Genomic DNA, 13603 nt, shown 5'->3' with positions numbered 1-13603 from the left:
CTCTCCTCGATATACCGGCAATGGCCGCCGTTCAGTCATCGCCGTCAGCTGACCGCGATCAGTTCACTCAGGACGGCAGTAGCAAAACTACCCCGCGGCAAGGCAAAGGAAAGCCGAACGGCTTCGGCTTCCCACGTAAGCTGCGGCTCTAATAAACGCATACGCAGCGCACGGCGAGCTTGCTTTACGCCACTGCGCTCCAACCCTTCACACAGCGCCGCATATTGTTGCAACAGCCGTGACTCATAGCCGGCGATCTCGCCCTGACTCGGCTCGCCAACGCCCCACAAAATCCCAGTGGGATGAATATCTAACGCGGCAGCACGGGCACTCAACGTGTCATCGGCTTGCTCAATGTTAAACACGCTTTGCGTACCGTCCAGCATCAGGGTGTCGCCTGCAAGGGGCTGACACCAGGTGCCATCCGCCAAGCGTTCGCTGAGCAGCTCATTAAATAAGAAGCTGCGAGCGGTAGACAGCATCATACCCTGCCGGTCGTCGCGCTTTCGCCAACCTCGGTTAAGTAACGCTTCGGCGCGCTGAAGGTTGCGCCCATCGGGGCCAAAGCGCTGGGGGCCAAAATAGTTAGGCACGCCATGCTGGCAAAGCGTTTCCCAGCGACGGATAAAGCCCTCTTGATGAATCGCCTCACCGCTGATCCGCAGCACGAATCTATTGGTGCGGTGAACGCCACGTTTGAGTTTACGCGGATGGCGCACCTGCTCGACGACCGTAACGCCCAGCGATTTAAGCGATTGCTCCAGATCCGCCGGCGCATCGCGACCCGGCAGATGCACGCTTAGCCACTGGCGCGTCACGGCGATGCGGTCTTTCATACCGGAATAACCAATATCGCGGGGCGTAACGCCGCACAGCCGACTCAGCGTATTGACGACGTCTAATGTCGTTTGATTACGCTTTTCTACTCTCAGCCACAGATGCTCGCCATGGGCTTCTGGAATAAAATCAAGCTGCTCATCCACCCAGAAATCTTCTGGCTGAGCGCGGTACTGACCTGGCTGTGGAGGGCCGAACTGAGCATCAAGATAGCGCTGCCATGTCGGCATATTAATCATTAAGCGTCTCTATTCGGTTTAGCAGCACCACGGCTTCCGCAGCGATGCCTTCGCCGCGCCCGGTAAAACCCAGCCGTTCGGTGGTGGTGGCTTTAACGTTAACCTGGCCAAGCGCAATATTAATATCGTTAGCGATAACGGCGCGCATTGCTTCGATATGCGGCGCCATTTTGGGCGCCTGCGCCATCAGCGTGGCATCAAGGTTAACCACGTCATAGCCCTGCCCTCTCACAAGGCTCACCACATGACGCAGCAAGTCACGACTATCAGCCCCCGCCCAGGCGGGGTCGGTATCTGGAAAGTGGCGACCAATATCACCCAGTGCGCACGCGCCTAGAAGTGCATCGCTAATGGCGTGCAGCAGCACGTCGCCATCTGAGTGGGCAACAAAACCCTGCTCAAACGGCAGTTTGACGCCGCCTATCATTAGGTGGTCGCCGGGGCCGAAGCGGTGTACATCAAATCCATGGCCAATACGCATTACAGGCACCTTTCTGACGTTTCATCGATTTGGGAGACAAGCGCCTGGGACGCAATAATCGCGGTAGCCAGGGCTAAATCATCTGGATGCGTTATTTTCAAATTATCACGCCGGCCGCTGACTAATTGAGGGCTTTCACCCAGCGCTTCAACCGCCGAGGCTTCATCGGTCACTACCGTGTTCTGGCGGCGAGCCGTTTCCAAGGCACGACGCAGCAAGGCATAGCGAAACCCTTGAGGCGTTAGCGCATGCCACAGCCCATCGCGAGACTCCGTGCGCACGCTCAGGCCTTGATCATTACCACGCTTCATAGTGTCGGCAACGGGCATTGCTAGCAGCGCACCGCCGGGGTGATTGGCCGCGGCACGATAAAGTGCCAGTAAGTCACCGTGCGTGATGCAGGGCCGCGCCACGTCGTGCACCATCACGATATCGTCATCCTGAGCTTCCATGGCATGCAGCGCATTCAGTACGCTGTCCATCCGCTCACTGCCACCCGACACCCGCTGCCAATGGGCAAACGGCACCCAGTCAGGGGCAAACCAATGGTCGTCATTATCCAGGCACAGCACCAGCCGAGCGCTTGGAAACGCGCCATGTAGGCGCTTTAACGTATGAGCCAGTATCGGCTGGCCGGACAGGGTTAAATACTGCTTGGGTTTACTGGCGCCCATGCGGCGACCCTGACCCGCGGCAGGCACTATCAGCCACGTCTGACTCACGGCGGCGGCTCTTGCGGAGCGATTAAGCCAGCATTAATGCCGATCAGCTCATTTTTGATCGCCACACCGGGCACCCAGAAAAACTGCTCGTCGGTACGCACCATTCCCATATCGCTGCGCGCCCGCTCTTCGATCGCATCCAGACCGGTTTTCAAATCCATCACCTCAGCCGCAAGCCGCGCGTTGCGCTCACGCATAGGCAGATTGTTCGCTTCCTGTACCGCGACTCGGTGCTCTACATTCTGCAAATCTCGCCAGCCGCCGTTGCCCAACCATAGCTCATACTGAAGCAGTGCGACCACCGCGAGCAGCGCCATCACTAGCCATTTACGCATCGCTGCTCTCTCCTGTAGGTCCGCTAAATTTAAAAACGCATTATGCCATTAAGGCGCAACACCAGCGAGCCGCCGTTTATTTAAAGGGAAGCGCATCATGCGCCGACGCGCGATAGGCTCGCACGTGCTCACTCTCTTCGTGGCAAAACTGCCCAACGCCGGCGGCAAGCCCAGGGTGGCTGATGTAATGCAGTGAGCGCACTCGCTGCGGTGTAAAGCCGCGCACCAATTTGTGCTCACCCTGCGTACCGGGATCAAACAGCGTCAGGCCATGCTGCAAACAGTACTCGATGCCCTGGTAATAACAGGCTTCAAAATGCAGGCAGTCAGCGACGACTTCGCTTCCCCAGTAGCGCCCGTAAAGCGAATCGGTGCCACGAAAATAGAGCGCCGCTGCGACCGGGCGCCCCTCACTGTGCGCTTGAACCAATACCAACGCCTCCGGCATGCTTTGGCGCAGGCGCTCAAAAAAATCATGGTTGAGATACGGCGCGCGTCCACGCTCATGGTAGGTCATCGTATAGCAGCGAAAGAAATGCGCCATCGCCGCTGACGTAATGGCATCACCCTCTAGCCGTAACACGCTTAAGCCCTGGTCTGCGACCAGGCGGCGCTCACGCTTGATCATCTTGCGACGCTTAGAGGTTAGCGTCGCAAGAAAGCCATCAAAGTCACCAAAACCGCGGTCACGCCACTGAAACTGCACGCCTTCACGGGTGATGAGATCAGGACACTGCGCCTGCCAGGCAGCGACGTCAGCCTCGTTGGCGAATAACAAATGCCAGCTGGAAAGCGCCTGACTCTCGCACTGCTCCCGCCACGCCTGCGCCAAACAATCACGCACGGCCCCGGTATCGGCCCGCTTTGCGATCAGCGTGCGCACTCCCGGCACTGGCGTGAACGGCACGGCACTGAGTGCTTTAGGATAGTAGCGGCCACCGGCACGCTCTAAGGCTTCCGCCCAGCCCCAATCAAATACATACTCACCGTAGGAATGATGTTTACGGTACATCGGCATCGCCGCAACTAGCTGCTCATCTTGCCAGACACTCAGATGGCAAGGCTCCCAACCAGTCGCCATGCTGACGGAGCCACTGGCCTCTAAAGCATGCAAAAAAGCGTGGCGTAAAAATGGCTGGTCGTCGTCTACCAGTGAATCCCATTGGCTTGCCGTTACGGCCGCCATAGTGGGTAGAATGGTGAGCGAAAGTGGACGTGACGACATAGCATCTCCGGTGAGTGCAGGGCTTACAGAGCGCACAGGGCTAGCGCACAGTCCACTCTGCAAGCCCTTGCCTGTGCCACTTTACACTAACTGTTTAGATAGACGCTTTATATGAACGGTTTAATCACCCTACGCCGAAAACGGCGCACAAGGAGGGGCCATGACGCGCGATCTAACGGGAGATTTTCAAACGCAGCGCCAAGCTGCGGACCAACAGCCCTACCCGACTCTAAAGATTCGGCGTGACCGGCTAGCGCGCTTAGCCCGTATGACTAAGCACCATCAGCTAGACATTATACGAGCAATTCAAACGGATTTCGGCCAACGCAGTGACGTTGAAATACGTATAGCTGAAATCAGCGCGGTGCTGCATGCGATTCGCTATGCCAGGCGCCACTTATGGCGCTGGATGCGGCCAGGCATGGCAAGCATGCCATTGCGACTGCTACCCGCTCGCGCACGCATTGCGCCTCAGCCGCTGGGCGTGATTGGCGTGATGTCGCCCTGGAACTATCCTTGGAGCTTAGCGTTAATGCCCATCGTGGATGCGTTTGCCGCTGGCAACGTCGCCATGCTCAAGCCCAGCGAGCACACTGCCAACACCAGCGCTCTGCTCAAGCGCTTAGTCCCGCAATACTTCACACCCGAAGAGCTGTGCGTGGTAGAAGGCGGCGTCGAGATGGCGCGTCGCTTTAGCGAACTGCCGTTTGACCACCTGGTGTTTACCGGCTCCGGCGCCGTTGGGCGCCAGGTAGCCCAAGCGGCCGCGCGAAATTTAACTCCAACGACGCTGGAGCTAGGCGGTAAATCGCCAGCAATGGTGGCCAGCGATGTGGATCTGGACCAAGCCGCCGCCGCGATTATCTTCGGCAAAGGCATGAATGCTGGGCAAACCTGTATCGCCCCTGATTACGTGCTGGTTGAAAGCCGCCACCTTAGCGCCTTGGTGACGGCGTTAAGCAATGCGATTGTGCAGCAGCGTCCTAATGATCATGCCGTCACGCATGCGATCAATACGACTCACCAAGACCGCCTCGACCATATGCTGCAAGAAGCCCGCGACCACGGCTGCAGAATCATTGATCATGGTGCCCATGCACCTACACTGATTATTGATCCTCATCAAGAACTGCAGGTCATGCGCGAAGAAATTTTTGGCCGCTGCCTACCCATCATTGGCGTTAGCGATATGGCCGCGGCAGTAAGCTACGTGAATGCTCGCCCACACCCGCTGGCGCTGTATGCATTCACACACGATAAGGGCTTGCAACAGCAGCTATTGCGCACCACTCATTCCGGTGCTCTGGTGTTTAACGCAACGCTCCTTCATCACGCGGTGCCTTCCCTGCCGTTTGGCGGCGTAGGCGAAAGCGGTATGGGTGCTTATCATGGCCGTCACGGCTTTGAGCGCTTTAGTCATTTACGCGGCGTATTTTATCAAGCTAAACGCACACCTAGTCACATGCTCTATCCGCCGTATCGGCGCTGGCTCATGAAACTCATTGGGCTAGGCTAAAGCTTATGCGTTAATGACCGATAGGTAATAGGCTATTGGTATAGCGACCTTGTGGTATTTTTACTCATTCACTGCCGCGGAATCATCATGCAAGCCCCCGACACCCCTCATAATGAAACACAGCGTTTGGCGGCTTTGCATGCTCTTCATGTACTCGACACGCCTAAAGACCAGGCATTTGAGCGCATGACACAACTGGCCCGCGACCTGTTTGACGTTCCTATCGCGCTGGTCTCGTTAGTCGATAAAGAGCGCCAATGGTTTAAATCGCATCAGGGGCTCGACGCCTGTGAAACCAGCCGTGAACTGTCTTTCTGTGCGCACGCGATTTATCATGAAACGCCGCTGGTAATTGAAGACACGCTTAAAGATAAGCGCTTTTTCGATAATCCTCTGGTCAACGACGCCCCTCATATCCGATTTTACGCAGGCTATCCGTTACGGCCGTTAAACGGCATGGCAGTAGGCACGCTGTGCCTCATCGACAGTCAGCCTCGCGCTTTCAGCGAACGTGATTTAATGCTGCTTGGCAGCTTGGCAGCACAGGTAGAAGAGCTACTTCGTCAACACAAGCGACAGGTGGAACTCACTCGTATAGCGCGTAGTTTTGAAGCGCTTTTTACTAAAAGCGCGACGGCCAAAATACGGATTGATCGCTCTGGCCATATTGCGGCGATTAATCCTTTTGCGCTAAACCTGCTTGGCTATACAGAAAATGAGCTAATCGGGCAAAACATTGCAGTGCTCACACCGCCTGACATTTCGATCCATCATGACAGGTTTATTGCTGACTACCTTGCCGGTGGCGAGCCCAAAGTTATTGGTCGAGGGCGTGAAGTCGAAGCGCTGCACAAAGACGGCCGCCGCATCCCCGTCCACCTTGCGATTAACGCCATTCACAACGATCAAGGCCGTGTCGTTGAATTCCTGGGCGTATTGACAGACCTCACTGAAATTTACGACGCTAATCGTAGAATTCGTAAAGAGGAAAATCTGCTCAAGATACTCCATCAGGGCATTACCGATTATCAAGCCCTCATGTCGGGCGAGCGTCTGTGGACATTTCTCATGGAAGCGCTGCGCGAGCTTACCGACAGTGACTACGCATTGATTGGCGAAGTGATGCCCACCGACACCACTAATGCCCTCAAAATTCACGCGATGACCGACCTTTCATGGAGTGAAGAGTCTAAGCATCTAATGGAGAAGTTGCGCAGCGGCGATATGACGCTGACCAACCCTAACTCGCTATTAGGCAGGGTATTTGCCTCGGGCGAGGTGATTATGACCAACGACGTTTATCGTCATACCAAACGCGGCGGTTTTCCTGCCGGACACCCGCGTATTAACAATTACTTAGGCGTACCTATTGTTAGCGGCGATCAATTGATTGGCATGTTCGCCATTGCCAACAGTAAGCAGCCACTTAATCAGGCGTTGCTCGACTGGCTTCAACCGTTTACCGACACCTGCGCGCTATTGATCAATCTCTACCGGCAAATGGCCGAACGCGAACAGGTAACGAGCGACCTAGCCAGCGCCCGCGATCTTGCTGAAAAAGCCAATCAAGCTAAAAGCGAATTTCTGTCATCGATGAGCCACGAGCTACGCACCCCGCTCAATGCCATTATTGGTTTTTCCCAACTGCTCGGTAAGGCGCGCCGCGATCCTCTCAGCGACAAGCAGCAGCGCCAAGTGGGCCAAATAGAAAAAAGCGGCCAGCACCTGCTCAGTTTAATCAATGAAGTGCTGGATTTAGCTCGAATTGAAGCGGGTCATGTACAGTTTTCAATTGAGCCTATATTGATGCAGAACGTGCTTGATGACGTGTGCAGTACGCTTGAAGCGACAATCGAAGCAGCGGGGATTACGCTCACCTCCATGCCGTTCTCAGAACCGTGGTACGTAGCCGCTGACTACACGCGCACGAAGCAGGTACTACTCAACCTGCTTTCTAATGCCATCAAATACAACCACCAGCACGGCACGATCAGGATTGCAGCCGAACCGCTTGATGATGAGCTGCGCATCAGCATTATCGATTCGGGCACTGGCATAGCCATCGAGCGTCAACACGAGCTTTTTGAACCATTCAATCGCTTAGATGCAGAACATGGTTCTATCGAGGGCACCGGCATCGGCCTCGCTATTACGCGCGAGCTGGTAGAACGTATGCAAGGGCGCATTGGTATGACTAGCCATTCCGACGTCGGCTCAACGTTCTGGTTTACACTGCCGATAACCGAACGAGACGCCTCAGAAGAACAGCCCTCTGCCTTTCAGAATGCAGGCGCCAACGCCAGCCACCAGCATCAATTTCAGCTGCTTTATATTGAAGACAACCCGGCTAACCAGCGGCTGATGGACGACATTATTGAAGAGTTCAGCCATATACGCCTTCAAACCGTTGTCAGCGCTGAGCTAGGGCTTGAAATAATGCGCCACGCTCCGCCCGATTTAGTGCTAATGGATATCCATTTACCCGGCATGAACGGCTTTCAAGCGCTAGATATCATGCAGAAAGATCCGCAGCTTAAGCATATTAAAGTTATTGCATTATCCGCTAATGCCATGGAGCGCGACCGTAGTTATGGCCTAGCCGCAGGCTTCAACGACTATTTAACCAAACCGATTGATATAGAAAAACTGACGCTCACACTTAATCATTTTCTTTATACTGCCGCTACTAAGCCCTGGAAGGCACCATGACACTCGTTCATAAACATCTACTCATCGTAGATGACAGCAGCGTTAATGTTGAGCTACTGCTTGACCTGCTGGATGAGCATGGCTTTGAAAATACGCATGGTATCAGTGACCCACGCCTAGTACTTGCGCACTGTCAGCAACAGCTTCCTGATCTCATTTTACTTGATATCCGCATGCCGCATTTGGATGGCTATGCAGTGATTAATCAATTGCACGAGCACTTTGCCCACCGCATGCCGCCGGTAATCGTGTTAACTGCTCAAGTTGACGATCAAACGCGTCATCGCGCATTAAACCTAGGCGTGCGAGACTTTATTACCAAGCCGCTTAAGCACGACGAGGTACTGCAGCGGATCCGCAACACGCTCAGCCTTGAACAGCGCTACCAAGTACGCGACCAGCAGGCGGAAACGCTTGAGCGGATGGTCGCAAAGCGCACCAAAGAACTCAACCGCCAATCGCTTACCGACCCTACTACTCAGCTCCCTAATCGCCGCGCCCTAACTCAGCGACTCAGAGAAGCATCAATGGGCGGGGGCGATACGGGGCTATTATTTGTAGCCGTTGACCAGCTTGACGACGTTGTACGGCTGCATGGTTACAGTGTTGCTGACCAGCTAATGATGCATATTAGCCACCAGCTTGCCGACTGCCTCGAGCAAGGCAGCGAGCTAGGCTTATGGGGTGGCAGCGAGCTACTGGTGATCGTGAACAGTAGCGAACCGGCGTGCCTTCAACAGCTTGCAGAACGCCTATTGGGTTGCTTTGAGTATGATCAGTCTTTCAACCACTTATTAATACCGCTGAATGCGCGTATTGGCATTAGCTGTTCGCAGGCCCGCTTTAAAACGGAGCGGCTTGTACGCATGGCCGCACTGGCGCTACCCCAGAAAGACTGCCCTCCTATCCAGCATTACTGCGAAGCGCTGGAAGCCCAGCAACGCCACCGCTTGTACCTGCAGCAAGCGCTGCGCGGCGCCCCTCAGCGCGGCGAGATGTCACTGCTCTTTCAGCCGAAAATTGCATTAACCACCCAGCAAATTATCGGGGCTGAAGCTCTATTGCGCTGGCACCATCCTGAACTAGGTCATATTTCACCGGCAGACTTTATTCCGCTCGCTGAAGCCAGCGGTGATATCCTCGCGATTGGCGAGTGGGTACTTGAAGAAACCATGCAGTACATAGTGGCATGGCGCGCACGCGACCTGTTAAGCGACGATTTTCATATTGCGGTCAATGTGGCGGCTAGGCAGCTGGCGCGCAAAGATTTTACCGAGCGCCTGCTAGCGCAGCTGGCCAAACACGATATCCCCGAGCGTTTTATCGCGCTGGAGGTGACCGAATCAGGCTTAATGAGTGACATACACAACGCCAAAGCGCAGCTTTCGAAACTCTCAGAGGTCAATATTGCCGTTGCTATCGACGACTTTGGTACGGGATATTCATCGCTGGCCTACATTAAGACCTTGCCCTTCTCAACATTAAAAATTGATCGCGCTTTTGTGATGGACTTGGCCACCAGTGAGAAGGATCGCCTATTAGCGCGCACTATCACGCAGCTTGCCCACAGCGTGGGCTGCGACGTGGTAGCAGAAGGCATTGAAACGGCAGATCAAGCGGCGTATTTGCGTGCTATGGGCTGTGAAGCCGCACAGGGTTACTTTTACGCCCGCCCGCTACCTGCTAAAGAATTTGTCACCTGGTGTTCCGAATGGAAGCCGCCTTTTTCCACTACTGACACGGAGACCGTTAATGGCTCATGACTTGCTGGACCGCCTACGCGAACGACTGGAAGAACTCAACCGCTCGGAGCGCAAAGTCGCGAATGTCATTCTTGAAGATCCTACGCTAGCGACCAGTCTTAGCATCGCAAGCTTAGCTCAGTCAGCCAGCGTCAGTGAGCCTACGGTTAATCGTTTTTGCCGCAACTTTGGTGCCAAAGGCTATCCCGATTTCAAAATCAAGCTCGCTCAGAGCCTTGCAGGCGGTACACCTTATGTCACCCGTGCAGTCGAGCCCGGCGACTCTGCGACCCAGTACACGCATAAGATTTTTGGCGCCACGATTGCAGCGCTCGATGAAGCCCAGCGCGAGATCGACATCACCGCCGTTGAGCGCATGGTTGACTATCTCACCCAGGCTAAGCAAATTCATTTTTTTGGTTTAGGTGCTTCTGGCGCAGTTGCCCAAGATGCGCAGCACAAGTTCTTCCGCTTTAACCTGCCGGTAATGGCCTACATAGACGTGCTCATGCAGCGCATGGTGGCTGCTGCCTGCCATACTGGTGACGTGGTGGTGATTATTTCCTACACCGGACGCACTCGGGAACTGGTCGACATTGCTCGCCTGGCCCGCGAAGCAGGGGCAGTCGTTCTTGGCATTACGGCCCCCAAATCGCCGCTGGCTCAAGAATGCACGGCCACACTGGACGTCGCTACCCCAGAGGACACCGACCACTACATGCCGATGACCTCGCGGGTTATTCAATTAACGCTGATTGACGCACTAGCCACCGGCGTGACGTTAAGGCGTGGGGAAGACTTTTTGCCACATCTCAAAAAAATCAAAGACAGCCTGCGAGACACCCGCTTTCCAATCGAAAAAGCGGCCAAATAAAAGTGAGCGGTGGCCGTTATCAGCTCACAGCGACGGTAACGGTAATTTCAACTTTCAGTTCATCGGCCGGCATCCGTGCGCACACGCAAGTGCGGGCCGGTGCGTAACCTTCTGGCACCCAGGCATCCCACACGTCGTTCATGGCGGAAAAGTCACTGCCCTCTTTTAGATAAATGGTGGCGCTCAGCAGCTGCTCACGACTGCTCTTAATCTCTTTCAACAGTGCGTCTACACGCGCCAGCATGCTTTCTGTTTGGGCCGTAATATCGCCATTGCGAACCTCGGGGCCACATACTTGGCCACACAGATATGCAACACCCTGGTGAATAACGGCACGGCTCATGCGGGCTTTTGTATCGTGACGTTGAATAGTCATAGTGCAAACTCCTAACCGGTTGAAAAAAAGCAGTTTAAACCGATGCGCTTGTCATTGACCATGGTTTATTACCCAAGATGGTCCGTCGGCACCGGCCGATGCTCAAAGACACGTCGCAACACAAAGCTGGTATGCGCGCCCGTCACGCCCTCAATACGGTTAATCACGTGCAGCAGCAGGTGCTGATAATCGTCCATATCGCGCACTAATAACTTGAGCTGAAAGTCAGCGGCTTGACCGGTAATGATCAAACATTCAATGACGTTAGGAACCTCACGGATGTGGCGTTCGAAGTTATCAAAGCGTTCAGGCGTGTGTTGGTCCATGGAAATATGTAAGAGCGCCATTAGCTGGTAGCCAAGCTGACGCGCATCGACTTCTGCGCGATACTGGCGTATCAAACCGTTTTCTTCCAGCGCACGCACCCGGCGTAAACAGGGCGAGGGCGAAAGTCCGATACGATCGGCTAATTCCTGATTACTGATACGCCCCTCCTGCTGAACAATATTTAATATATGTCGGTCAAAACGATCCAGAGCAAGCGGCGTCACGGCCATAACCAGCATCTCCTGCCAAATAAGCATTATTTAAAGATATAAGCTGCCAATTATCCTCTCTACGTACACATCTTCGCAACAAACTATCGGCGCAGATCATTTACACTGTGTATGCTGCCAAAAGCAGTCACGACGTCAGTGCGGCTTTTCAGTACCCCCGTGATGCTTAGCACTGATGAACAACGGCTTACGTTACCCGCAGCCGATATCCATTTAACGGTTACTTTCAGGAAGATCACTATGTCTGCTTTCGATCATCGCAAATATCGCCCTGCCCCCCGCGTTCCCGCCTTCAATCGCCAATGGCCAGATCGTGATCTTGACCATGCGCCGATTTGGGTGAGTGAAGATCTACGCGACGGGAACCAGGCGCTGCTTGAACCGATGACCGTTGAGCAGAAGCAACGCCTCTGGCACCAGATCGTAAAAGTAGGCATCAAAGAGGTCATGGTAGGTTTTCCTTCGGCTAGCCAGCCCGACTACGACTTCGTGCGCTGGCTAATCGATGAAGACCAAATTCCTGACGATGTCACTATTGCGGTACTGGTTCAGTGTCGTGAACACTTAATTGAAAAGACGTTTGCTTCACTGGTGGGCGCAAAACGCGCCATTGTTCACCTGTATAATTCGACCTCGACTATTCAGCGCGAACGCGTATTTGAAATGGATCGCGCGGGCATTGTCGATATCGCCGTTCAGGGAGCTACGTGGGTTAAAACCTATGCCGATCGCTACCCTGATATTCAGTGGTGTTTTGAATATACCCCGGAAAGCTTCTCCAGCACTGAGATCGATTTCTCGCTGGCGATCTGCGAAGCGGTAATGGATGTATGGCAGCCAACGCCTGATAACAAGTGCATTCTCAATCTTCCCACCACGGTGGAGGTGGCGGGCCCTCATCACCATGCCGATCAGATTGAGTATTTCTGCCAGAACATCAGTCGTCGCGACAGCGTGATCATATCTGTACATACTCACAATGACCGCGGCGGTGCAGCGGCCTCCGCCGAACTCGCCCTGCTAGCCGGTGCTGAACGTGTAGAAGGCACGCTGTTGGGTAACGGCGAGCGCACGGGCAACATGGATATCGTCACGCTGGCGATGAACCTTTACAGCCAGGGCATTGACCCTGAGCTTGACTTGTCTAACCCTGATGAAATCATTCAGGTAGTCAACGAATGTACGGGCATTGCGATACACCCACGCCACCCCTGGGTGGGTGAGATGGTTTACACCGCCTTTTCAGGCAGTCATCAGGATGCGATCCGCAAATCCTTAAAGCACCAAAAGCCCGACGAGCCGTGGCAAGTGGCCTACCTGCCCATCGACCCTCACGACATTGGCCGCGATTATCAGGCGGTCATTCGCGTCAACAGCCAGTCAGGTAAAGGCGGCATGGCGTTCCTGCTTGAGCGCGATTATGGCATTAACCTGCCACGCTGGATGATGTTGGCCTTGGCTCCCTATGTGCAGCAGGAAAGTGAACAGCGCGCCAGTGAGCTATCAAGCGCCATGATTCGCCAAGTAATGTTCGATCAATTCACCCAGGAAGCGCCGCTCTCGCTGGGCGATTATCGCCTTTCTAAAGGCCAACAAGAAGGCATTGAAGTCACGCTGCGCGAGGGTGACAAGCCGCTACGCCTTTCTGGCAAAGGCAATGGTGCCATGTCGGCCTTCACCGATGCGTGGCAAACCCACTCGGGTAGCAGCGTGAGTATTCTTGATTACAGCGAACACTCGCTGGGCGCCAGCAGTGAGGCTAACGCCATTGCCTTTGTACAACTGAATATCGATGGTCAGCGGGTCTGCGCCGTTGCCGAAGATAGCGATACGGTCAGCGCCTCGCTGAAAGCACTGATTTCAGGTATCAATCTAGCGGCCAATCCAGCCAATACGGCCGCCTCTCATAAAGCTGAGCGTGAATTGGCTTAGTTATTTTTCACCTGCAGGCGTTAGCGCCATGCTCTATATCAGCCGTTGCATATATAGC

The 13603-nt window shown here is 54.4% G+C and carries 12 protein-coding genes; 5 read left to right on the top strand and 7 right to left on the bottom strand.

Annotation, left to right across the window (positions count from 1 at the left end; genetic code table 11):
• Nucleotides 1-44 precede the first annotated feature (44 nt).
• From truD to ACT3TF_RS01225, 5 genes are all read right to left on the bottom strand, one after another.
• Complete coding sequence (gene truD, locus ACT3TF_RS01245) at nt 45-1076, bottom strand: tRNA pseudouridine(13) synthase TruD (RefSeq protein ID WP_096278481.1); 1032 nt, start codon at nt 1074-1076, stop codon at nt 45-47.
• Entirely contained in the window at nt 1069-1557 is a 489-nt protein-coding gene (ispF, locus tag ACT3TF_RS01240; RefSeq protein WP_096278479.1) for a 2-C-methyl-D-erythritol 2,4-cyclodiphosphate synthase, read from the bottom strand. Before ispF ends, truD begins: the two co-directional genes overlap by 8 nt.
• The gene (ispD, locus tag ACT3TF_RS01235; protein WP_096278477.1) at nt 1557-2279 is read right to left on the bottom strand and encodes a 2-C-methyl-D-erythritol 4-phosphate cytidylyltransferase; all 723 of its coding nucleotides are present in this window, start codon (nt 2277-2279) and stop codon (nt 1557-1559) included. The genes ispF and ispD overlap by 1 nt, the downstream gene beginning before the upstream one ends.
• Entirely contained in the window at nt 2276-2614 is a 339-nt protein-coding gene (ftsB, locus tag ACT3TF_RS01230; RefSeq protein WP_096278475.1) for a cell division protein FtsB, read from the bottom strand. The genes ispD and ftsB overlap by 4 nt, the downstream gene beginning before the upstream one ends.
• Nucleotides 2615-2690: 76 nt before the next feature.
• Nucleotides 2691-3839 carry a GNAT family N-acetyltransferase gene (locus ACT3TF_RS01225; RefSeq protein WP_096278473.1) on the bottom strand — a complete coding sequence of 383 codons (1149 nt, stop codon included), beginning with the start codon at nt 3837-3839 and terminating at the stop codon, nt 2691-2693.
• Between the two features lie 160 nt (nt 3840-3999).
• Between ACT3TF_RS01225 and ACT3TF_RS01220 the strand changes: the two genes are divergently transcribed.
• The 4 genes from ACT3TF_RS01220 (at nt 4000) to ACT3TF_RS01205 (ending at nt 10680) form a co-directional block, all read left to right on the top strand.
• Nucleotides 4000-5355: an aldehyde dehydrogenase family protein gene (locus ACT3TF_RS01220; protein WP_444671404.1), complete on the top strand. Its 1356-nt coding sequence runs from the start codon at nt 4000-4002 to the stop codon at nt 5353-5355.
• An 87-nt stretch (nt 5356-5442) separates the two neighbouring features.
• Nucleotides 5443-8064, top strand: coding sequence for a GAF domain-containing protein (locus ACT3TF_RS01215; protein ID WP_444671402.1), 2622 nt, complete (start codon nt 5443-5445; stop codon nt 8062-8064).
• Nucleotides 8061-9827: an EAL domain-containing response regulator gene (locus tag ACT3TF_RS01210; protein ID WP_444671400.1), complete on the top strand. Its 1767-nt coding sequence runs from the start codon at nt 8061-8063 to the stop codon at nt 9825-9827. The genes ACT3TF_RS01215 and ACT3TF_RS01210 overlap by 4 nt, the downstream gene beginning before the upstream one ends.
• Nucleotides 9817-10680 (top strand): MurR/RpiR family transcriptional regulator, encoded by an 864-nt coding sequence (locus tag ACT3TF_RS01205; protein ID WP_096278465.1) that lies wholly within the window; start codon nt 9817-9819, stop codon nt 10678-10680. Before ACT3TF_RS01210 ends, ACT3TF_RS01205 begins: the two co-directional genes overlap by 11 nt.
• Nucleotides 10681-10699: 19 nt before the next feature.
• Here ACT3TF_RS01205 and ACT3TF_RS01200 read toward each other — a convergent pair whose 3' ends face one another.
• Nucleotides 10700-11056, bottom strand: coding sequence for a RidA family protein (locus ACT3TF_RS01200; protein WP_441684274.1), 357 nt, complete (start codon nt 11054-11056; stop codon nt 10700-10702).
• 68 nt (nt 11057-11124) lie between these two features.
• On the bottom strand, nt 11125-11613 hold the full coding sequence (locus ACT3TF_RS01195) for an Lrp/AsnC family transcriptional regulator (protein ID WP_096282301.1): 489 nt from the start codon (nt 11611-11613) through the stop codon (nt 11125-11127).
• Between the two features lie 240 nt (nt 11614-11853).
• On the opposite strand from ACT3TF_RS01195, the gene ACT3TF_RS01190 reads away from it, so the two are divergent.
• Nucleotides 11854-13545: a 2-isopropylmalate synthase gene (locus ACT3TF_RS01190; RefSeq protein WP_441684275.1), complete on the top strand. Its 1692-nt coding sequence runs from the start codon at nt 11854-11856 to the stop codon at nt 13543-13545.
• The last annotated feature ends 58 nt before the right edge of the window (nt 13546-13603 follow it).

Source organism: Halomonas sp. AOP25-F1-15 (genome assembly GCF_052378675.1).
Lineage (GTDB): Bacteria > Pseudomonadota > Gammaproteobacteria > Pseudomonadales > Halomonadaceae > Vreelandella > Vreelandella casei.
Note: the sequence above shows the minus strand (reverse complement) of the source record. Positions and strands in the feature narration are given on the sequence as shown.